We start from the raw sequence: 21,947 nt of genomic DNA on the forward strand, positions 1-21,947 counted from the left end.
GGCCCCCCCCCTGATACGGGCGGCGGCCGGGGTGCTTTGCTGCGCTCATTTTCAGCCATGATCAATCGTAATGGCAACACCGGGTTCACTACTTTAATCGAGAAGAGGGTGCGTAAAGATGTCATGGAACAAAGGACTGCCCGCGCTGCTGGCGATCGCGCTGCTGCTCGGTTCCGTTCCGCTCGCGGCGGCTTCGTCGGCAGCGGGGAATCCGGCTGCGGAGCCGGCCGCCACTTCAACGGCAAAGGAGGATACGTCTATTTTTGTAAGCGCAACCAAAGCGAATAGCGACTTGTCCGGCTGGACGAACAAAGGGAAAGGAAAGCTGGAGGATACGTCGCAAGGGCTCGTACTAACCTCCGATCCGACGGAAAACGTGTTCGCGATATCGGATACCCGTGCGGACGACTTCGTCTATGAAGCCGACGTTCAGATTACGGACCTGAAGGCCGACGCTACGCTCGTGTTCCGCTCCGATGCGAACGGCTGGTCCTCCTATATGCTGCAGCTCGTGCCGCAGGCTGGACTCATCCGGCTGAAGAACGCGAGCGGCCAAGGGCTGTTCGAGGAGCGGCAGGTCAGCGTGGCTGCCGGAGGGATCTATCATCTGAAAGTGAAGGCCGAAGGCGATGCGCTTAAGGTGTATTGGGGCGATCGTTACAAGCCGATCATCGACGCGAAGGACGCGGCATACCGGGGCGGCTATCTCGGTCTGCACGTCTGGGACGGTTCGACGGTATTCCAGAATGTGCGCATCAGCGGCTTGAACGGCAATCTCGGCGCGGCGGCATACCGGGCCGGCGCGTGGCAGCCGGATCTCCGGGGGGCCAAAGGAACGGGGACCGCATCGCAGCAAGCGGTGCAAATGTACGGCGTCAGCGACGGCGATTTCGTGTACGAAGGCGATATTGCGTTCGGCTCGGATGCGGGCGAAGCCGCGCTTCGGTTCCGCGGCGACGAGAGGGGATTGAGCGGCTACGCGGTCGCGCTGCGCCGAGAGAACGGCCAAGTCCGCGCTCAATTGAAGAAAGCAAGCGGCGCGGTTATCGCGACATCGGCACGCGCATATCCTTCGCAGCCGGGAGCGCGTCATCATCTGGAGATTAGCGCGGTCGGCAGCCGGATTCAACTGTTCGTCGACGGTTATGCGACCGCCGCCATCTCGGTGACCGATGGCAGCTACGCGAGCGGTCGGACAGGCTTGTCGGTTGCGTCGGGCACCGCTTATTTTCAGAATACGTACATCACGGCGGCGGCCGACTACTATACGGAGAAATACCGGCCTGCCTATCATTACAGTCCGGCGCGCGGGTCGGCCAGCGATCCGAACGGGCTGGTCTACTACGAGGGCGAATATCATCTGTTCCATCAGGACGGCGGGACGTGGGCGCATGCGGTGAGCACCGACCTCGCGCATTGGAAGCGGCTGCCGATCGCGCTGCCGTGGAACGAGCACGGGCATGTTTGGTCGGGCTCGGCAATCGCGGACGACAACAATGCTTCGGGGTTGTTCACGGCATCGGGCGGCAAAGGACTCATCGCGTATTATACCTCCTTCAATCCGGATCTGCCGGGCGGCAACCAGCGGATCGGCATCGCCTATAGCACCGACCGGGGCCGGACGTGGGTCTATCCCGAGGCGCGTCCGATCGTGATCGAGAACCCCGGCAAGCAGGGCGACGATCCGGGCGGCTGGGACTTCCGCGACCCGAAGGTCGTGCGCGACGCGGCCAACAACCGGTGGATTATGGTCGTCTCGGGCGGCGATCACATCCGGTTCTTCGCCTCGACGAACCTGCTCGATTGGACGCTGACCGATAACTTCGGCTATGGAGCTTACGTCCGCGGCGGCGTGTGGGAATGCCCGGACTTGTTCCCGATGAAGGTCGAGGGGACGGGCGAGACGAAGTGGGTGCTCATGATCAGCACCGGCGCCAATCCGAAGACGCAAGGCTCGGACGCGGAATATTTCGTCGGCTCGCTCACCGCCGAAGGGAAATTCGTCAATGACAACCCGGCCGGACGCGTGCTGCGCACCGATTACGGCAAGGAATTCTACGCCTCGATGTCGTTCGCGGGATTGCCGAACGATCGCCGGGTCATGGTCGCGTGGATGACGAACTGGGATTACCCGTTCGCGTTCCCGACGGCGGGTTGGAAGGGCGAAATATCGCTGCCGCGCGAGGTCACGCTGAAGCGGACGGCCGAGGGGCTGCGGCTCGCGCAGGCGCCTGTCAAGGAACTGCAATCGCTGCGCAAGGAAATCTATTCGGCCGCGAACCGCGAGGTTCGCCCGACTAGCGCGAATTTGCTGGAGGGGCTAACGAGCGGGGCGTACGAGATCGAAGCCGAGATCGCCATTCCGGCAGGCAGCAGCGTGCAAGAGTTCGGCTTCCACCTTCGCGAAGGCGCCGATGAGCGTACCGTTGCGGCATACGACGTCGCCGGCGCGCGGATGATCGTCGATCGTTCGGCCTCGGGCGAGACCGACTTCTCGAGCCTTTTCTCCACGCGGCACGAGGGGCCGCTCGCGCCGACGGGCGGCCGCGTCAAGCTGCGCATCTTCGTGGACGAATCGTCGGTCGAGCTGTTCGCCGGCGACGGCACGGTCGTCTTCAGCGACCTGATCTTCCCGGACCCGGCCAGCCGAGGGATGCGCTTCTACGCCAAGGGCGGCAGCGTGAACGTGGTGTCGCTGAAGGCGTACGCGCTCTCCAACGTGTGGAACGCGGCTGCCGGCGAGTCGACCCGGGTCATGATGGATACGGCGGGCCGCGAGCTGAGCTTGGGGAGCAGCGAGACGCTGAACGCGGCGCTCGATAAGGGCAAGGGCAGCGGCGCGCAGCCGCTCCAATGGCGCTCTTCCAATTCAGCCGTCATCCGGATCGAGAAGGCCGACAACAAGCACGCGGTCATTCGGGCGGCGGGCGAGGGCGAGGCGGTCGTCACCGTCTCGACCCCGAACGGCAAGACGTCGGCACGCGTGCCGGTGAGCGTGTCGGACGGCGAATTCCGCTCGAACCTGACCGGCTGGGAGCCCGATCTGTCCGCTTCCAGATGGATCGCGACGGAGTACGGCATCCGAGGCAGCTACGGCAGCGACGCCAATTACATGGCGCAAGAGCAGGCCGGCGACTTCACGTATGAGGCGGACATGCGGCTTGGCGAGAGCGGCGGAGCGGGCTCCCTGCTCTTCCGCGCCAGCCGGGACGGACGCAGCGGCTACTATTTCAATCTCGATCCGAACATGAAGGCGTTCCGGCTATTCTACAAAGCGGACGGCGCGTTTGCCGACAGGCAAGTGCTCGCCAAAGTGCCGGCTTTCGTGCAGCCAGGACGAACGTACCGCGTGAAGATCGTCGCGGAAGGGCCGCATCTGCGAATTGACGTGGACGGGGCGACAATCATCGATCTGCGGGACGGTACGTTCGCGGAGGGGCATTTCGGCGTGAATGTGTTCGGCGGTCAGGCTTATTACCAAGAGGTAAACGCGAGCGCCATGCAGCCGGCGAGCCTGCAGCGAGCAAGCATTGCGAACGCGGGAACGACCAAGTTCCTCTATGTCGCGGCTTCGCGGAACGGAGAGCCGGTTACGGCCAAGGAAGCCGAGGCAGGCGCGAGCGGTCGGACGTGGGTGCTCGTGCCGACGGGCGACGAGCAAGGCTCCTATTCGATCCGCACGTCGGAAGGCAAGGTGCTCGATCTGGATACCGGACAGAACAAAATCCAGCTGTACGCCTACTTGGGCTTCAACAACCAGCGGTGGATCGTTCGCCGGCATGAAGACGGCACGGTTAGCATCCTCTCGGCGCATCACGGCAAGGCGCTGGAAGCGGCGGAGACCGGGGACGGCTTGACGCTGAGCGATCCCGATCCGGCGCAGGAGAGGCAGAAGTGGCGGCTGGAGACGGTACGATAAACGGGAAAGCCCTGACCATCGCATCGCGGTCAGGGCTTTTTCTGTCCTTAGCCGTTCATGAGGCTCGTGTCCGCCGTTAGTTACGGGGTGAATTTGATTATATTCAACTCGTCCCTTGCGAGCCCGCATGCTGCCATATACAGTGGAAGGGGCTTCCGTTTGGCAAGACAATGCGTATACGGGAGCGAATTCGAGGCGGAGATGCGGCGCGACGCGCTTGTCCGCTCCGTTGGTATTGAAAGGAGAGCCTGTCATGCACGACCTTTATCTATTAGACCTGCCTATCCCATACGGAGATCGGGGCCAACATCTATCGCCTGTTATTCTGCGAGACGGGAACGAGACGATTCTCGTCGACTGCGGCTATCCGCAGTCCGCGACGCTGCTGGAGACGGCCGCGGCGGATCACGGCATCGCCCTATCGTCTCTTACACGCCTGATCTTGACCCATCACGACATGGATCATATCGGCTCGGCGGCCGAATTGAAGCGGGCTTACCCGCATGTCCAGATCCTCGCGCATGAAGCGGAGGCGCCTTATATCGCGGGAGAGGCGAAGTCGCTGCGGCTCGCGCAGGCGGAAGATGCGTACGACGCGCTGCCGGAAGAGGCGCGAGAAGCGGCGTCCGGCTTCATCGCCTTCCTTGGCGCGATCGAACCGGTTCGCGTTGACCATAAGCTGGCCTCCGGCGAGAAGCTGCCCTGGTGCGGCGGCATCGAGGTCGTCCATACGCCCGGTCATATGCCGGGACATATCTCGCTCTATGTGCCCGCAAGCCGAACGATGATCGCGGCCGATGCCGTCGTCATCGAACAGGGCGCGCTTGCGATCGCCAATCCGCAGTATACGCTCGATCTCAAGGAAGCCGTCCGCTCCGTTCGGCGCATGCTGGATTACGAGATCGACGAGTTGATTTGCTACCACGGCGGCCGGTATTCAGGCCATGTCCGCGCCGCGCTCCTGCAGCTGCTGCGGGCGTGTGAATGAGCGCGGCATCGCGCAATACAATTTGAAGTCGGTCGAGGAGCAGGTCGAGATCATCACGCTCGGCGGGCAGGCGCTCAAGGAGGATATGCCGATACGGGCAAACGAACAGAACAGGCCATGCAGGACGATTGTCGTCCGCATGGCCTGTTTGTTGTTCGATTTTACTGCATCCCGCAGCCGCCGCGCCCGCAATATAGCGGCATTTTTGCGCAACCCGCATGCACCGCCGGCCGCCGGCGCTTGCTACGATTTCACTAGAGACGGCCGGTCTTCCGGCCAAGCGGCTGCTCGCTCCACTGCTTGCGGTAGCGGTGCGGGGTCATGCCGTATCGGTCCTTGAACACTTTGCAGAAGTGGGAGGCGCTCGTCATGCCGACTTCTTCCGCGATTCGGGCTACGGCCATGTCGGTCGATTGCAGCAGAAGCACCGCTTGCTGCATCCGCTTGGCGGTCAAATAGTCGGTGATGCTGCTGCCCGTGCACGCCTTGAACAGATGGGACAAGTGGTAGGTCGACAGATGAAGATCCCGGCTCATGCTCGTAAGCCGCAGCGGCTCCCGGTAGTGCCGGTCCAGCCACTCCATCATGCGCTCGGCCTGATGGGGCTTCCGCAGTTCCTCCGGCTTCGCCGCTTGATGCCGTTTCTCCCACAGCGGCTTCAAGGCGCGGAAGAAGGCGACGAGGAAGAGCGAGCATTCCTCCATGCGCCGGTCCCGGGTCAGACCGAAGACTCGCTCGTCCAAGTCGAGCAGCGTGCCCGCGACCGATTCCAGGTCCGGTTCGTGCCAGACGCGGGTGGCCAGCTTTCCTTTGTGCAGATGCCGGAAGAAGGCTTGGAGCGCGGGCCACGGCGTCAAATAGGCGTCGTAGGAGGAAGGCTCGTAATGGACGATGGAGCGCACGAAGGGCTGGCCCTCGCCAAGCTCCATTTGGACGTGATGCAGCTGGTACGGCTGAAAGACGCATATGCAGCCGGCGCCGACCTCGTAATGGACGCCGTCGAGAATGATCGTCCCGCGGCCTTCGTGCACGAGGAGCAGCTCGACGCCTTGATGGGCGTGGAACGTGCCTCGGAACTGGTCGGCGTTCTGGCTCGTGCGCCGGTGCGCGTAATAGAGTGGCGTTTCTTTGAGATCGATCGGCTGGATGTACGTCATGCGGTCACGGCCTCCATGTCGCGTAATCTCGTGTAATCGAGCGGATAGGTTCTAGCGTTAGTATAAAGCGGCAGTTCGGAATTGCAAGCGCAAAAAAGGAGGCGTCAAGCGATGAGAATGGTATTTCGGTGGTATGGCGAAGGCAACGACACGGTCACGCTTCGGCAGATCAAGCAGATTCCCGGCGTGGAAGGCATCGTATGGGCGCTGCACGACGTGCCGGCCGGAGAAGAGTGGCCGATGGACAAGATCGCGGCGTATAAGGAGCTGGCCGATACGTACGGCTTGCACCTGGAGGTCGTCGAGAGCGTCAACGTGCACGAAGACATCAAGCTCGGCTTGCCGACGCGCGAGCGCTATATCGACAACTACAAGAAGACGATCGAGAAGCTGGCGAGCGTCGGCGTCAAAGTCGTCTGCTACAACTTCATGCCCGTATTCGATTGGGTGCGGACGGATATGCATAAGGAGCTTGCGGACGGTTCGACCGCCTTATTCCTGGAGAAAGCGAAGATCGAGGCGATGGACCCGCGGGAGCTGGTGCGCGCGATAGCGGGCAATCCGGATTTCACGATGCCGGGCTGGGAGCCGGAGCGGCTGGCGCGCTTAAGCGAGCTGTTCGACGCGTACCGCGAGGTGACGGAGGACGATCTGCGGGACAATCTCCGTTACTTCTTGGAGCAGATCATCCCGACGGCGGAGCGGTGCGGCATCCGGATGGCGATCCATCCCGACGACCCGCCGTATTCGGTGTTCGGGCTTCCGCGCGTCGTCAAGCACGCGGCGGATCTTCGGGCCATTCTCGGTTTCGCGGACAGTACGGCCAACGGCATCACGCTGTGCAGCGGATCGCTCGGCGTCCGCCAAGGCAACGACATTCCGGCGATGGCGCGGGAGTTCGCGGGACGCATCCCGTTCGCCCATCTCCGCAACGTGCGCGTATACGAGAACGGCGATTTCATCGAGACGTCGCATCGCGCCGAAGACGGCACCGTCGATATGTGCGGCATCGTGCAGGCGCTCCACGAGACCGGATTTGGCGGCTACGCCAGACCGGACCACGGCCGGCACATTTGGGAGGAGCAATGCAGGCCGGGCTACGGGCTGTACGACCGCGCGCTCGGCATCATGTATCTCTGGGGTATCTGGGATTCGTTGGGGCGCGGCAAGCAAACGAAAAGGGAGGCGTTTAGCGTATGAGCGGACGGCATGAGAGTTTGAGCGGCCGCGTCGCGGTCATTACCGGCGGCAGCGGCGTGTTGTGTTCGGCGATGGCGAAGGAGCTGGCCGCGCATGGCGTCAAGGTCGCGGTGCTGAATCGGACGGCCGAGAAGGGCGAGGCGGTGGCGGAGGAAATCCGTCGAGCGGGCGGAGAGGCGATCGCCGTTGCCTGCAACGTGCTGGATCAAGCAAGCGTCGCCGCGGCGGAGGCGACGGTGCGCGAGCGGCTGGGCGCGTGCGACATCTTGATCAACGGCGCGGGCGGCAACCATCCGGACGGCATTACGAGCAAGGAGATCTTCGAGCGGGCCGACCTGGACGATCCCGAGGTCAAGACGTTCTTCGACCTGACGGTGGCGGGCTTCTCCGACGTGCTGCATCTGAATTTCCTCGGCACGCTGATCCCGAGTCAAGTATTCGGCCGCGGAATGACCGAGCGAGAAGGCGCCGTCATCATCAACATCTCGTCGATGAGCGCGCCGAGCCCGATGACGAAGGTGCCGGCTTACAGCGCGGCGAAGGCGGCGGTCGACAACTTCACGCAGTGGCTGGCCGTTCATATGGCCGAGGCCGGCATCCGGGTGAACGCGATCGCGCCGGGCTTCTTCCTGACGGAGCAGAACCGCCGGCTGCTGACGAACGAGGACGGCTCGTTGACCGAGCGTTCGCGCAAAATCATCGCCCACACGCCGATGCGCCGGTTCGGCGAGCCGAAGGATCTGCTCGGCACGCTGCTGTGGCTGGCGGATTCCGACGCTTCCGGCTTCGTTACCGGCGTGACCGTCCCGGTGGACGGCGGATTCATGGCGTATTCGGGCGTGTGAGGACGCCTAACGCCTCTCGATATTCCCGCCGCGCGGCCTACCGCCGCGCGCGATTCCAAACCCTGCCGCCAAGGCAGGGTTTTTCTGCTGCATGGACGGTGCTCGCTTGGAAAATACTGTACGTGCGTACATTTTTCTCGGACAGGTCTTGTCGCTGCGCCCGGGACGCCCCTATAATAAAGCACATTCCCATGAACGAGGACTTAAGCGGGCGAAAGGAAGGAAATGCATGCGGGCATGGCTTCAAAATTACAATACATTGCGCAATCAGATATTAGCCGTCTGCCTGCTGGTCATGGCGCTCGTGCTCTGCTTCGTCGGGCTGGTCACCTACAACCGGGTGTCCGCGCTGATCACGAACAACGCGGAGCGCCAGCTGCAGCAGACCGCTTTCGAAGCGACCGGCAGATTGGAAACGCTTTATCGGCAGGTGGACATGCTCTCCAGCCAAGTGATGACGACCGGCGACGTGCAGCAGCTTCTCCTGCAGGAGGCGAAGGGGCGCCAAGCCGGCTTCCAGCAGAGGCAAGCCGTCATGCAGAGCGTCGGCACGTTCCAGGTGTATTCGGACGGCATCCACGCGTTCGACTTGTACACGGACGATTACCGCAGCCTGTTCCCGCTGGACGATACGACGCTTATAACCCGTATCGGACCCGACCGGGTGCGCCAGGCGGACGAGGCGCGCGGCAGGCTGGTCTGGATCGGGGAGGACCCGCGAGACCCGGCGTATTTCCTCGCATTGCGCCAGGTGCGGCTGATGGATCATTGGTTCGAGCCCGGCGGGTATTTGCTCGTGCGCATCAACCGCGACTATTTCCAGCTGGGCGACGAGAACGCGGACAGCCAGCGGGAGTACATGATGCTGTTCGACGAGCGGGAGGGGTTGATCGCCTCCAACTACGAGCGTGCCGAGGAGATTGGATTCAATACCGCCGGCGAGCGAGAGTTGACGCTTGGCCAAGAGGAATATATCCGCGTCGACCGCAGCTCGGTGCTGACGGGCTGGAAGCTGGTCATTCTGTCGCCGGTCAGCAGTCTGACCGAAGGCATTAACGTGCTGCGGACGGCGATCGTCGTCTCGGGGGCCGTCGGATTCCTGATCTGCCTTGTCTGCTCGTTCTTCCTCTCGGCGATGATTACCCGGCCGATTCTGCGGCTGATCAAGACGATGCGCGGCGCGCGACTCGGCGAGCTGCGGCCCAGCCCCGAGATGCATTCGACGGTCGAGCTGAACGAGCTGACGAAGACGTATAACGGGCTCGTCGGCCATATGAACGATCTCATCCAGGTCATCTACGAAAAGGAACTGGTGCGCAGCCGAACGGAGCTGAAAGCGCTGCAGGCGCAGATCAATCCGCACTTCCTGTACAACACGCTGGAGGCGCTCTACTGGGCGCTCCAGGACAAGGACGAGGAGGAGCTGGCCGATCTCGTCGTGGCGATGTCGGAGCTGTTCCGTTATACGATCGGCAACGATAACCAGAGCGAGTGGGTGAGCGTCAAGGAAGAGCTGGAGCATGTCGAGCGCTATATGGCGCTCATGAAGCTGCGCTTCGGCGATCAGCTCGCGTGGCGGATCGCCGCGCCGGAGGCGTGCTTGTCCGTGCGGATGCCGAAGCTGCTCATCCAGCCGCTCGTCGAGAACGCCATTCTCCACGGGGCGGGCAACAAGAAGGGAGCGGGCTCGGTGTCCCTCGTCATCCGCCCTTCGGAGGACGGGGCGAAGTGGACGATCCGGGTGCAGGACGACGGACCCGGCATGGACGGCGCGCTCGTGCAGGAGCTGATGCGCTCGCTCGGCTCGGGCGGATTCTCGACCGGCAAGGGCAGCGGACTGGCGCTCGCCAACGTGAACAAGCGGATACAGCTGTATTATAAAGACGACGAGCTGGGCGGGCTGACGATCGCAAGCGTCCCCGGCGAAGGCACGGTCGTCGGATTCGAAATACCGGGAGGTGCGCCATGAAGAACGGCACGACGATCTTGATCGTGGACGACGAGCCGCGGACGCGGCAAGGACTGAAGAAAACGCTGGAGACGTGGGCGGCAAGCGGCTGCGAGATCGTCACGGCGGAGAACGGCGACGAGGCGCTCGATATCGCGTCGAAGCGGCCGGTTCATCTGCTGTTGACCGATATCCGGATGCCCGAGATGAACGGGCTGGAGCTGATCAAGGCGATCCGCGCGGGCGGGAGCGATCCCGTCGTCGTCCTGCTCTCGGGCTACTCCGAATTCGAATACGCGCAGGAGGGCATCCGGCTGGGGGTCGTCAATTATTTGCTGAAGCCGGTGCAGAAGGCCAAGCTGCTGGAGGCGGTGGAGGAAGCGCTGCGGGTTGCGAAGGAGCGGCTGCGGACGGGCGCCATGGAGAAAATCGTGGACAAGGAGCTTGCCGCGATGCGCGAGGAGGACCGTCTCGTCCCGCAGCCGATCCAGGAGGCGATTCGCTACATCGAGGCGAACGTGAAGCAAGCCGTGACCTTGCGCGAGGTGGCCGAGCATGTCCATTTGAACGCGAGCTACTTCAGCTCCTTGTTCAAGGAGAAGACGGGCATGACGTTCAGCGAGTTCGTCGTGCGCGGCAAGATGCAGGCGGCCAAGAAGCTGCTCTACTCGACGGGCATGCCGATCGCGGACATCGCCGAAGAGGTCGGCTACGCGACGGCCAAATATTTCATCACGCTGTTCAAGGAATACGAAGGCATGACGCCGAGCCAGTACCGCAAGGAGCTGCCGGATCGCTAGAAGTCCGGTGAAGAAGACGCCAACCTAAAAATATCGGACTTTTCCCTAATCGCCGTGACCTTATCGGGTAGCCCATGAAGCGCTATCATTGGAAATGTAACCGCTATCCTTAGCGACAAAGGGGAGAAGAAAAACATGTTCAAGAAAAAACCATTAACGGTCGCCATGACCGTCGCGCTCGCTTCCGCGCTGGCGCTGACCGGGTGCGGCAGCAGCAATAACAACGGCAACGCGGCAGGCGAGACCAATACGGGCGGCAACGCGCCGGCCGAGGGCAATGCGGGCGGCAATGCCGCAACGGCGGAGAAGGTCACGCTCAAGATGATGCACCTGTGGCCGGCCGGCAGCTCCAAGCAGCAGAACATGATCGTCAACGATATCATCGCCCAGTACCAGGAAGCGAATCCGAACGTGACGATCAAGCAAGAGATTCTGGAGAACGAGCAGTACAAGAACAAACTGAAAGTGCTCTCCGCCTCGAACGACCTGCCGGACGTCGGCATGACGTGGGCGGCGGGCTTCCTGACGCCGTACGTGAAAGGCCAGCTGTTCGCGCCGCTCGACGATACGCTCGAAGGCGGCCTGAAGGATTCGTTCGTCTCCGGCACGACCGAGGCGTACGCGGTGGACGGCAAGACCTATGCGCTGCCGCTGGAACTGAACATTACGCCGGTGTATTACAACAAAGCCATTTTCAGCAAATACAATCTTGAAGTGCCGCAGACGTACGCCGACTTCCAGAAGGTCGTCGAGACGCTCCAGAGCAACGGCGTCGCGCCGATCGCGCTCGGCAACAAGGACCGCTGGACCGGCTCGCTCTGGTACATGTATCTGGCCGACAGGCTGGGCGGACCGGAGACGCTGAAGAACGCGATCAACCGGAGCGGCTCCTTCGAGGATCCGAGCCTGGTGAAGGCGGCCGAAGACGTGCAGGCGCTCGTGAACGGCAGCGCGTTCAACAAAGGCTTCAACGGCCTCTCCAACGACGAGGGCAAATCCGAATTCATGAACGGCAAGGCGGCCATGTACCTGATGGGCACGTGGGAGCTGCCGAACTTCACGACGAACGAATCGGTTCCGCAGGAATTCCGCGACAGCGTCGGCTTCTTCAAGTTCCCGACGATCGAGGGCGGCAAGGGCAACATCGACAGCTGGGTCGGCGGACCGGGCGTCGGGCTGTTCGTCGCCGAGAACTCGAAGGTGAAGGAAGAGGCGAAGAAATTCGTCAAGTTCTTCGTCGAGAAGTGGGGCGAGCAGTCGGTGACCAAGGCGGGCGTCATCCCGGCGACCAAGGTCGACACGTCCAAGGTGCAGCTGCCGCAAATGTACATCGACATTCTGAACGAGCTGGGCAAGGCGAGCAACATCACGCTGTTCGCGGACGTGCAGATGAGCCCGGCCGTCGCCCAGACCCACCTGAACATGATCCAGGCGCTGTTCGGCAAGGAAGTATCGCCGGCGGACTTCGCGAAGAACCACGAAGAAGCGCTGAAGCAGGAAGCGGGCAAGTAACCGCGGTCGTGTAATCGCAAGTCAACAAGGAATCCCGAGGAAAAGGACATATCCCCCCTTAGGTGCGCGATATGTCCTTTTCTGCACCCAAAAAGCCCGATAGCGGGGCAAAAACGCGCGAAAACGCGTCCCGCTGGCGTGCAACCACCCTCAAATCAAGCAGCAACCGGCAACCGGTGAAGGCGCATGCCCGGACTGGTCTTGAACCTTGGCAGGGCTGCGTAACGTTCACCCGAAGGAGCGTGTCTCGAATGGATAAAGTCATGTCGAACAAAAAAATGATCGCGTTGTACGTGCTGCCGGCGCTGGCGCTGGTGCTCGCGCTGATCTACGTGCCGATCGTGCTCACCGGCTATTACGGCCTCATGAAGTGGGACGGCATCGGCGCCATGGAATTCGTCGGCCTCGACAACTACAGCAGGCTCGTCCAAGACTCCGCCTTCTGGCAGAGCGCCTACCACGCGCTGCTGCTCGCGCTCTTCTCCGCGCTGAGCCTCATCGCGTACTTGGCGGTGGCGCTCGTCCTCTCCGGCGAGATCAAGGGCGCGAACCTGCTGCGCAAAATATACCTCATCCCGATGCTGCTCTCGTCGGTGGCTATCGCGCAGTTGTGGCTGAAGATTTATCACCCGACCAACGGCGTCGTGAACAGCTTGCTCGCCTCGCTCGGATTCGAAGGGACAATCGAGTGGCTGTCGGATACGCGCATCGTGCTCATCGCGATTTTCATTCCGATCATCTGGCAGTACGCGGGCTTCTATATTCTCATCTACTACGCGGCGCTGAAGAACATCCCGTCTTCGCTCGTAGAGGCGGCGCGGATCGATGGGGCGAACCCGCTTCAGATCGCGCTTCGCGTCAAGCTGCCGCTCATCGCGAGCGTCTCGAAGGTGACGGTGGTGCTCGCCATCGTCGGCTCGCTCAAGTATTTCGACCTCATCTACGTCATGACCGACGGCGGCCCGAACGGCGCCAGCGAAGTGATGGCGTCTTATATGTACGACCAGGCGTTCCGCAGCTTCGACTTCGGCTACGGCAGCGCGATCGGCTTCTTCCTGCTGCTCATCTGCCTCGTCGTCACGTGGCTGATCCGCAAGCTGACCGCCGGCGAAGAGATCCAATATTCGTAACGAGAGGAGCGACCGTATTATGGCACAAACATTAGCCGCGCCGGGGTCGGCCGCGCGCGCCGCTGGCCGTCCCGCCGGACGCGTATTCGGCATGGCGCTCCTGTACGCCGTGCTGGGCGCGATCGCCGTCCTGCAAGTTTTTCCGCTCATCTGGCTGCTGTTCTTCTCCTTGAAGGACAACCAGGAAGTGTTCAATATGTCTCCCTTCGCCCTGCCGACCGATCCCAAGTGGGAAAATTACGCGAAGGTGTGGACCGAAGGCAACATTAGCCGGTATTTCTTCAACAGCGTCTGGTACACGGTCGCGGCGGTCGTCTTGACCGTGCTGCTGGCGAGTCTAGTCACGTTCGCGCTGACGCGGATGAACTGGAAGCTGAAGAAGCCGGTGCTCGGCCTGTTCATGGTCGGCATCATGATTCCGATCCACTCGACGCTCATTCCGTTGTTCCAAATGTTCATGAAAGCGAACCTGACGGACCATCCGCTGTCGATCATTCTGACCTATACCGCCTTCAATCTGCCGCTGACGATCATGATTCTGCTCGGCTTTTACCAGACGCTGCCGCGCGAGGTCGAAGAGGCGGCGGTCATGGACGGCTGTTCGGTCAATCGAATATTCTTCCAAATCATTCTGCCGATGACGGCTTCGGTAATCGCGACGACGGTTATCATCAACATGATCTACAACTGGAACGAGTTCGTATTCGTCAACACGTTCATCAGCTCGGACGGGCTCAAGACGCTCACCGTCGGCATCCAGAACTTCATCGGCCAATATACGACGGACTGGGGCGCGATAGGCGCGACGCTCATGATCAGCATTTTGCCGATTCTGATCGTGTTCTTCATCCTCAGCAACCGGATCGTCGAAGGCATGACGGCCGGTTCGGTCAAAGGGTAATATTTGCGGCGCATCGCCGAACTAGAGAGGAAAGCAGGGAACGACCGTGACGAGAAACACCATGCAGGAGCACAACAAGTTCTTCAACGCCCACCATTCGCCGATCGGCGCGTTCGCCAGCTTCACGCTCGGATTCCCCGGCAGCGGGGGCGGGCTTGACCTGGAGCTTGGCCGCTCGCCGAAGCAGAACGTGTACATCGGCGTCGAGTCGAAGGACGAGGCGGGCTTGTACGACGCGCTGCCGTTCTTCGCGGCGGCTGACGACGAGAGCAAGCGCTACGATATCGAGAACATGGACCCGGAGCCGAACAAGCCGCGCATCATTCGGGCGTTCGCGAAGGAGGCGGTGAAGCGGGATTTCCGGCTCGGTACCGATACGTGGGAAGCGGGCGACCTGACGTTCGCGATTCTGTCGCAGGCGCAGCCGGTGCCCGATCCGGCAACCGCATCGGAGGAGGAGCTGAAGCTGGCGCTCGTGCCGTCCGTGCTGGCGGAGCTAACGATCGATAACCGACAAGGCACCCGCGCTCGCCGCGCCTTCTTCGGCTACCAAGGGAGCGACCCGTACAGCTCGATGCGGCGGGTGGACGACACGCTGCCGGGCGTCGCGGGCATCGGCCAAGGACGCCTGACCGCGATCACGTGCGCCGATCCCGGCGTTCGGTCGGCGCTGCACTTCAGCGTTGAGAACATCCTGACAACGCCGCAGGAGGAGAACTGGACGTTCGGCCTCGGCCCGGTCGGCGTGCTCCTCATGGACGTGCCGGCCGGCGAGCGGCGCACGTACCGGTTCGCGGTCAGCTTCTACCGGGGCGGCCTCGTGACCGCCGGCATGGACGCGTCTTACTATTACACGCGCCTCTTCCGGAATATCGAAGCGGTCGCGGGCTACGCGCATGCGAATTACGATATGCTGCGCGACCAGGCGCTGGCGTCGAACGCGCTGGCGGAAGCGCCGCATCTGTCGGAGGACCAGCGCTTCATGCTGGCGCATTCGATCCGCAGCTATTACGGTTCGACCCAGCTGCTGGACGCGGACGGGGAGCCGTTCTGGGTCGTGAACGAAGGCGAATACCGGATGATGAACACGTTCGACCTGACCGTCGACCAGCTGTTCTTCGAGCTGAAGATGAACCCGTGGACGGTGCGCAACGAGCTGAATATGTTCGTGAAGCGCTTCAGCTACGAGGATACGGTACGCTTCCCGGGCGACGACGCCGAATATCCGGGCGGGCTCAGCTTCACGCACGACATGGGCGTCGCGAACACGATCTCGCGGCCGGGCTACTCGTCCTACGAGCTGTACGGATTGGACGGCTGCTTCTCGCACATGACGCACGAGCAGCTCGTGAACTGGGTGCTGTGCGCGGCCGTCTACGCCGAGCAGACGGGCGACCGGAACTGGATGAAATCCAAGCTGGATATCCTCGTTCTCTGCTTCGACAGCATGCTGAACCGCGACCATCCGGACCAGGCGCAGCGCAACGGCATAATGGGACTCGACAGTAGTCGCGTCATGGGCGGAGCGGAGATCACGACGTACGACAGCCTCGACGTCTCGCTCGGCCAGGCGCGCAACAACATCTATCTCGCGGGCAAAAGCTGGGCGTCTTACGTCGCGCTCGAGAAGCTGTTCGCGGACTATGGCCAGCCGGTGCTATCCAGGCAAGCAGGCGAACAGGCGGCGCGATGCGCGGCGACGATTACGAGCCATCTGAAGCCGGAAGGATATATCCCGGCCGTCATCGGCGAGGGCAACGATTCGCGCATCATCCCGGCGATCGAAGGGCTGATCTTCCCGTACTTCACGAACCGCCGCGACGCGCTGGCTGCGAACGGACCGTACGCCGATTATATGAAGGCGCTTCGTATGCATCTGGACACCGTGCTGCAGGAGGGCGTCTGCTTGTTCCCCGACGGCGGCTGGAAAATCTCGTCGACGAGCAACAACTCCTGGCTGAGCAAAGTCTACCTGTGCCAGTTCATCGCCCGTCAAATTCTCGGGCTGGAATGGGATGAGAGGGGCGCTTCCGCCGACGCGGCGCATGTCCGCTGGCTGACGCACAAGGCGCTGTCGGTATGGAGCTGGAGCGACCAGATTATTGCCGGGGAAATTGCGGGCAGCAAGTATTACCCGCGCGGGGTGACGAGCATTCTTTGGCTGGAGGAAGGGAAGTAGGCGGCCTAGCTTGCCCATTAACCTTGGCCATCGGTTCCGCGCTAAAATAGCGGATCATCTTACGCTCTCCTCCGATTGCAAGAACGCGAAGAAAGCGAAGAAAGCGCCCTCTCCTAAGCAGGTGAGGGCGCTTTTGGCGTGCTTAGATAAACTGCCTTACGTCGTTGTTGCGGCTGAAGCGGTAGATGGCGACCAGGGCGAAGACGGCGGCGAAGGCGACGAGAATGGCCAAGTTGAGTCCGAGACTTCCGAGCGCTTGACCGTCCTGCAGCTTCGTAATCGTGTCGAGCAGCCAGTGCTGCGGGAGGAAGCTCGAGATTTTCTTAACGGTATCCGGCATAATCTCGGCTGGGAAGAAGCAGCCGGCAAGCAGGCAGGTCGGCGTAATGATCAGCGTCTGCAGCGCAGCGGCGCCTCTGCTGTTCTTCGAGAACGCGGTGAGCAGCAGGGCAAGGCCGATGGCGACGAGCGAGAACAGGAGGAGCGTGCCGAGCATAACGCCGAACGGAACGCCGGAGTCGATGCCGAAGGCGTACTTCAAGACGAGCAGCGTAATGACGATCTGCAGCGCCTGGATGAGGAAGGTCACCATCACGTTCGCCAGCACGAATCCCCTGGCCGACAGCGGCGACGAGAGCAGACGCAGGAAGGTGCGATCTTCTCTCTCCTTCAGAATAAGCCCGCACAGGTTGACCGCGGAAGTGAGGAGGAACATCAGCAGGAAGCCGATCGATTGATACGTCATATCCTTAAACTTCGCGGCGTCTTCAAGCGACTCGGCGTCGAGCTTGAAGCTGGACTTCTTGTAATCCGCATAGATGGCGTCGAACGCATCCGCGTCGTTCTTCGTCGCTTGGCCGATCGCGGCGACGTTGACGAGATAGCCGTCAAGCAGAACCTTCACGTAAGCGGTCACTTCCGCGCCTTTGGCGGAGACGAGGCGCAGATGGGCCGGCTGACCGTCCCGGACGCTGTCCGCGAATCCTTCCTCGAAGATAAGGCCGCTGTCCAGCTTGCCGGAAGCGATATCCTTGTTCATGGACGCTTCGTCCGTCATCGTGATCTTCACGTTGTTCAGCCCTTCGACGAAATGAATCGTATCTTGCGTCATCGGTTTGTCGCCGTCCTGGTTGAGGACGCCGACGCGCAGGCTGCCGCCGCTTGCGCTTCCGTAGATCAGCATGGAGAGCAGGATGGCGGCGATCGGCAATCCGAAGTAGACGACCCAGCTCGATCTCTTGCGGAAGGTCGAGCGGAGCAGCCTGCGTGCAATCCAAAGCATGTTGTTCATGTCAGAACGCCTCCCTTTTGCGCATGGCGATGGCGACGAATGCGAGGAACGCCGCCGCTATCGCGGTATTGAGCCCGATGACCGGGAACACGGCATACAAGTCGTTGTTGTAGATCAAGTTCATGAGCGCTTCATTCGCCCAGCGAAGAGGCGAGATGTTGGCGATTGCGCCGAAGAAGCCGGATGCCTCGTCGACAGGGAAGTAGGCGCCGCCGATCATGGAGGCGACTTGAACGAAGATCATCATGACGGCGTTGACCGCATCGTCTTTGAATAGGAAGGCGATGCCAAGGCCGAAGCTAACCGCCAGCAGAACTTCGGTGAACAGCAGGAGGAACACGGAGCCGAGGTGATCGCCCCAATTGGCGTTGAACGCATATTTGCTGAAGAGGACGACCGCGAGAATGCACAGGAAGTTGATGATCGTGCTCGCGATTACCTTACCCGCGAAGATCTCCATCTTCCCGACGGGGGCGGCGGCCAGTCGGATCGCCGTCTTCCGCTTCACTTCGCCGCGGATGAGCCAGCTGGCCGACATGCAGGCATAGAAGGCGATCATCGTCGATTCCGCGATCGCGTAATAATCGATGGAGCTCGGTTTGCGGTCAGGATCGAGCGAAGACTCTTGGACGAACGAACCGGCCGACGTCGATCCCGCGATGATGGCATGCGCCGCTTCGGGATTGTTTCGAACGGCTGCCGCGGCCAAGTTGTACTTGTCGGCGAACGAGGTTAGCATGCCTTGGATGATATTGCTCGCGATCGTATCGCGGCTGCTTCCGTAGAAGCGAATGCCGTTGTCGTCGATCTCCGCGTACGCCGTGAATTGATTATCTGCAACGGCTTTCTTGCCGTCGATTCCGCTTGCGGCGGGCGTCAACTCGACGCCTTCTTTGCCGATCGTATGAGCGAAGCCGTTCCAATAGCTTTGCAGCTGCTCGCTCCGGGCGGTGTTGTTAACAAGCAGCTTCATCTCCCCGACTTCGATTCCGGTATGGAAGGCGTTCGTGAGCGCCGTTCCGAGGATCAGAATAAGCACGATCGGAAAAGCAAGCATAAAGAGCAAGGTCCGCCTATCCCGCAAGTCCCTCTTCATCTCGAATAACGCTATGTTGAGCACATTCACGTTCCTCGTCCTCCTTAGTCGCGCAGGTTCCGGCCGGTTAAGGTCAAGAACACCGTCTCCAGATTGGGCGCTTGCTCTTCGACCGAGCTGATCTCGACTTGATCGCGAATCAGCTGTTGGATCACCCAGTTGAGATTATTGATCTCGCCTCTCGATATGATCTTGACCGACTGTTCTTCCATTCGAACGGCATTCACGCCGGGGATGCCTTTCAACGCGTCCAAGTCAAGACGCTCGGCGTTCTTCACGCCGATCCAAGTCTCCTTCGTATCGGTGATGATCGACTTGAGCTGCTCCTTCGTGCCTTCCGCGATGATCTTGCCGTGGTCGACGATCGCGATTCGGGTGCAGATCTCTTCGACCTCTTCCATGTAGTGGCTCGTATAGATGACCGAGCAGCCCATCTGATTCAGCTTCTTGACCGAGTTCAGAATGTAGTTGCGCGACTGAGGATCGATGCCTACGGTCGGTTCGTCCATGATGATCAACTTCGGGCGGTGGGCGATGGCGCAAGCGATGTTGAGGCGCCGCTTCATGCCGCCGGAGAAACTCTTCGGCAGCGCTTTGTGCTTGTCGCCCAGACCGACGAACTCCAGCGCCTCCTCCGTGCGTTCCTTCAGCAGCGAGCCCCGAAGACCGTACAGTCCGGCGAAGAAGCTCACGTTCTCGTAGGCGGTCATCTCTTCGTAGATCGCCAGATCTTGCGGCACGATGCCGATGTTCATTTTGGCGAATTTATTCTCCTTCACGATGTCTTTGCCGAGCAGCCGGACTTCTCCTTTCGTGATTCGCAGCAGCGAGGAGATCATGTTGATCGTCGTGCTCTTGCCCGCGCCGTTCGCGCCGAGGAAGCCGAAGATTTCGCCTTCGCGAACGCTGAGGTTCATGTTGTCGACGGCGATGAAGTCGCCGAATGTCTTGGTCAGGTTGCGGATTTCCAATACGTTCATCCGTATCACTCCGATTCGGTTAAGGTTGATGGCTTCATTCTAATAAAAAAGGATGACCTCATGTCAGTGCATAAGTTCATCCTTTGCATATGAGAAACTTCATGTTCGAAACGTGCGCGAGACGTGAGTTCTTTCATTCGTCCTTCCGGAAAGGCAGGAGCGTGGTCACGCGGAAGCCTTTCGTACCGTCGACGATGACGGTTCCTCCCGCGGACGCGGCTCTCTCCTCCATGCCGACGATGCCCAGCCCTTTGACGATTTTGTCCGCGCCTTTGCCGTTGTCGGCGACGACGGATTGGATCATGCGGTTCAGCACGCGAACCTCGAACTCGACGGCGGAGGCCCCTCCGTACTTCAGCGAATTGGTGACCGCCTCGGTCGCGTTCTCATGGATAATCTTCCATTGAAGTGGCGTGATCGCATCCAGATCTCCCGCGTGCGTGACGGTCGCCTTCATCGCGTGATTGGCGGAGAACTCGTCCGCGAACAGCCGAAGCCGGTGAATGCCCAGCTCCTCCGACCGGGGCTTCATATCTTTCAGCGTGAGTCGGATCCGCTCCAGCCCCTCCCTGGAGATGGCGATCGCGTTGCCGAGCAGCTCGGACGCCTTATCCGGATTCGCCCCGAGCAGACGTCTGGACGCTTCCATTTGGATGAGCGCCCCGGCCATCGCGTGGCCGACTTCGTCGTGAATCCGCTGCGACAGCCGATTGCGCTCCTCCAGCTTGATGGTGTACGCGGATTGGCGGATATAGGCCTCGTTCATGCTAAGGGATAGCTTCAGACGCTGCAGATCGAGGCGAAGCGTCTCCTTCTCCTCGCCGATCTTCATGAGCTTCTCCGTATGAACCCGCATGCCATAGTAGAGTAGAAGGCTTAAGGAGGCGGCCAGAAGATAGACCAGCTTCTCATCGACCGGGATAAGGAGCAGCGGCACGAGACCAAGCAGCAGGGCGAAGCGGTTCCTTCCGCCGGACAGCAGCACCATCTCATAAAGATTGACGGGCAGCAGCAGGATGAAGATCGTATTCAGACGAAAGGCGAACAGCGCGACCAGCACGGCCGAAGCGACCGATCCCAGCAGCTGGAACCGCCGCTGCTTTCTTAGTATCGGAATGGCCATGTTCACGCACAAGTAGGACAAGTAGGCGAGCATCTCCCAGGGAGACGACCCGCGCACCGCCGAATAAGAGACGAAGATGACATAAGTAAGTAAAGCCGCCTTGTTGCCCATGATCCAGTATTCCATGTCGTGACTCCCTAATCTTCCGATGGCTTGACTTCACCCGTCAAATAATAGATTGCGATCTGCGTCCTGTGCTCAAGTCCCGTCTTGTTCAGAATGGATGTGATGTAATTGGCGGTCGTGCCTTCGGAGAGGAACAGCTTCTTGGAGATCTCTTTGTTCGAGAGCCCTTTCGCGATCTGCGCCATAATGTCGAGCTCCCGCTCCGTGAACAGGCTGCGGTCAATCCGATCCGATCCGGTCGACGGCGCGGCAGCGGGGGGATCCGGCTTGAAAGCGGAGGCATGACCGTTAGGCGTATCGCGGCCGGTCTGCGGATTCGATTGCGGGCTCGGCATGAGATTAGATTTGATCTTGTTCAGGACGACGTCTTGGAGAACGTGATGATCGTGATACACGCTCTTGATGGCGTCCCGGATTCTCTCGGGGTCGTTGTTCTTGAGGAGATACCCTCTGGCGCCTGACCGCACCGCCTCGAGAATGTATTCGTCGTCGTCGAACGTCGTCAGGATCAGCGGCTTGGCCTTCGTCTGCTCGGTCAGGAGACGGGTGGCCTCGACGCCGTTCATGTTCGGCATGCGCACGTCGAGCAGGGCGACGTCCACTTCGTGCGAGCGGCAATACTCGACCGCCTCCGCTCCGTCGCCGACGGTGGCGACCACCTCGAACTCGTCGAACGTGGTGAGGATGATCTTCATTCCTTCGCGGATAAACGAATTATCGTCCGCGATCAGCACTTTAATTTTCAATCGATA

The 21,947-nt window shown here is 60.9% G+C and carries 16 protein-coding genes; 10 read left to right on the forward strand and 6 right to left on the reverse strand.

What is annotated here, in order from left to right:
- The first annotated feature begins 118 nt into the window (after positions 1-118).
- Together BCM02_RS14765 and BCM02_RS14770 are read left to right on the forward strand one after the other, a co-directional pair.
- A complete protein-coding gene (locus BCM02_RS14765) occupies positions 119-3,919 on the forward strand; it encodes a GH32 C-terminal domain-containing protein (protein ID WP_148929874.1) in 3,801 nt (1,266 codons plus the stop codon).
- A gap of 253 nt (positions 3,920-4,172) precedes the next feature.
- Positions 4,173-4,907, forward strand: coding sequence for an MBL fold metallo-hydrolase (locus BCM02_RS14770; RefSeq protein WP_148929875.1), 735 nt, complete (start codon positions 4,173-4,175; stop codon positions 4,905-4,907).
- A 254-nt stretch (positions 4,908-5,161) separates the two neighbouring features.
- Here the strand turns inward: BCM02_RS14770 and BCM02_RS14775 are convergent, their stop codons facing one another.
- On the reverse strand, positions 5,162-6,064 hold the full coding sequence (locus tag BCM02_RS14775; RefSeq protein ID WP_148929876.1) for a helix-turn-helix transcriptional regulator: 903 nt from the start codon (positions 6,062-6,064) through the stop codon (positions 5,162-5,164).
- Between the two features lie 111 nt (positions 6,065-6,175).
- On the opposite strand from BCM02_RS14775, the gene uxuA reads away from it, so the two are divergent.
- The 8 genes from uxuA (at position 6,176) to BCM02_RS14815 (ending at position 16,579) form a co-directional block, all read left to right on the forward strand.
- Positions 6,176-7,264, forward strand: coding sequence for a mannonate dehydratase (gene uxuA, locus BCM02_RS14780; RefSeq protein ID WP_148929877.1), 1,089 nt, complete (start codon positions 6,176-6,178; stop codon positions 7,262-7,264).
- Complete coding sequence (locus tag BCM02_RS14785) at positions 7,261-8,109, forward strand: SDR family oxidoreductase (protein WP_148929878.1); 849 nt, start codon at positions 7,261-7,263, stop codon at positions 8,107-8,109. Before uxuA ends, BCM02_RS14785 begins: the two co-directional genes overlap by 4 nt.
- A 229-nt stretch (positions 8,110-8,338) precedes the next feature.
- Positions 8,339-10,078 carry a sensor histidine kinase gene (locus BCM02_RS14790; RefSeq protein WP_148929879.1) on the forward strand — a complete coding sequence of 580 codons (1,740 nt, stop codon included), beginning with the start codon at positions 8,339-8,341 and terminating at the stop codon, positions 10,076-10,078.
- The gene (locus BCM02_RS14795; RefSeq protein ID WP_148929880.1) at positions 10,075-10,857 is read left to right on the forward strand and encodes a response regulator transcription factor; all 783 of its coding nucleotides are present in this window, start codon (positions 10,075-10,077) and stop codon (positions 10,855-10,857) included. The genes BCM02_RS14790 and BCM02_RS14795 overlap by 4 nt, the downstream gene beginning before the upstream one ends.
- A gap of 135 nt (positions 10,858-10,992) precedes the next feature.
- Positions 10,993-12,369: an extracellular solute-binding protein gene (locus tag BCM02_RS14800; RefSeq protein ID WP_148929881.1), complete on the forward strand. Its 1,377-nt coding sequence runs from the start codon at positions 10,993-10,995 to the stop codon at positions 12,367-12,369.
- A 251-nt stretch (positions 12,370-12,620) separates the two neighbouring features.
- Positions 12,621-13,499, forward strand: coding sequence for a carbohydrate ABC transporter permease (locus BCM02_RS14805; protein WP_148929882.1), 879 nt, complete (start codon positions 12,621-12,623; stop codon positions 13,497-13,499).
- 19 nt (positions 13,500-13,518) lie between these two features.
- Positions 13,519-14,400: a carbohydrate ABC transporter permease gene (locus tag BCM02_RS14810; RefSeq protein WP_148929883.1), complete on the forward strand. Its 882-nt coding sequence runs from the start codon at positions 13,519-13,521 to the stop codon at positions 14,398-14,400.
- A gap of 61 nt (positions 14,401-14,461) precedes the next feature.
- Entirely contained in the window at positions 14,462-16,579 is a 2,118-nt protein-coding gene (locus tag BCM02_RS14815) for a glycoside hydrolase family 52 protein (RefSeq protein WP_148930142.1), read from the forward strand.
- Positions 16,580-16,721: 142 nt separating this feature from the next.
- On the opposite strand, the gene BCM02_RS14820 is transcribed toward BCM02_RS14815, so the two are convergent.
- The 5 genes from BCM02_RS14820 to BCM02_RS14840 all read right to left on the reverse strand — a co-directional run bounded on the left by BCM02_RS14820 (position 16,722) and on the right by BCM02_RS14840 (position 21,941).
- The gene (locus BCM02_RS14820) at positions 16,722-17,870 is read right to left on the reverse strand and encodes an ABC transporter permease (RefSeq protein ID WP_148929884.1); all 1,149 of its coding nucleotides are present in this window, start codon (positions 17,868-17,870) and stop codon (positions 16,722-16,724) included.
- Position 17,871: 1 nt separating this feature from the next.
- Positions 17,872-18,996 (reverse strand): ABC transporter permease, encoded by a 1,125-nt coding sequence (locus BCM02_RS14825; RefSeq protein WP_148929885.1) that lies wholly within the window; start codon positions 18,994-18,996, stop codon positions 17,872-17,874.
- A 14-nt stretch (positions 18,997-19,010) separates the two neighbouring features.
- Positions 19,011-19,946, reverse strand: coding sequence for an ABC transporter ATP-binding protein (locus tag BCM02_RS14830; RefSeq protein ID WP_148929886.1), 936 nt, complete (start codon positions 19,944-19,946; stop codon positions 19,011-19,013).
- Between the two features lie 133 nt (positions 19,947-20,079).
- The gene (locus tag BCM02_RS14835; RefSeq protein WP_148929887.1) at positions 20,080-21,195 is read right to left on the reverse strand and encodes a sensor histidine kinase; all 1,116 of its coding nucleotides are present in this window, start codon (positions 21,193-21,195) and stop codon (positions 20,080-20,082) included.
- Positions 21,196-21,206: 11 nt separating this feature from the next.
- A complete protein-coding gene (locus BCM02_RS14840) occupies positions 21,207-21,941 on the reverse strand; it encodes a response regulator transcription factor (protein WP_148929888.1) in 735 nt (244 codons plus the stop codon).
- Positions 21,942-21,947 lie beyond the last annotated feature (6 nt).

Source organism: Paenibacillus methanolicus, from assembly GCF_008124765.1.
Taxonomy (GTDB): Bacteria; Bacillota; Bacilli; order Paenibacillales; family Paenibacillaceae; genus Paenibacillus_Z; species Paenibacillus_Z methanolicus.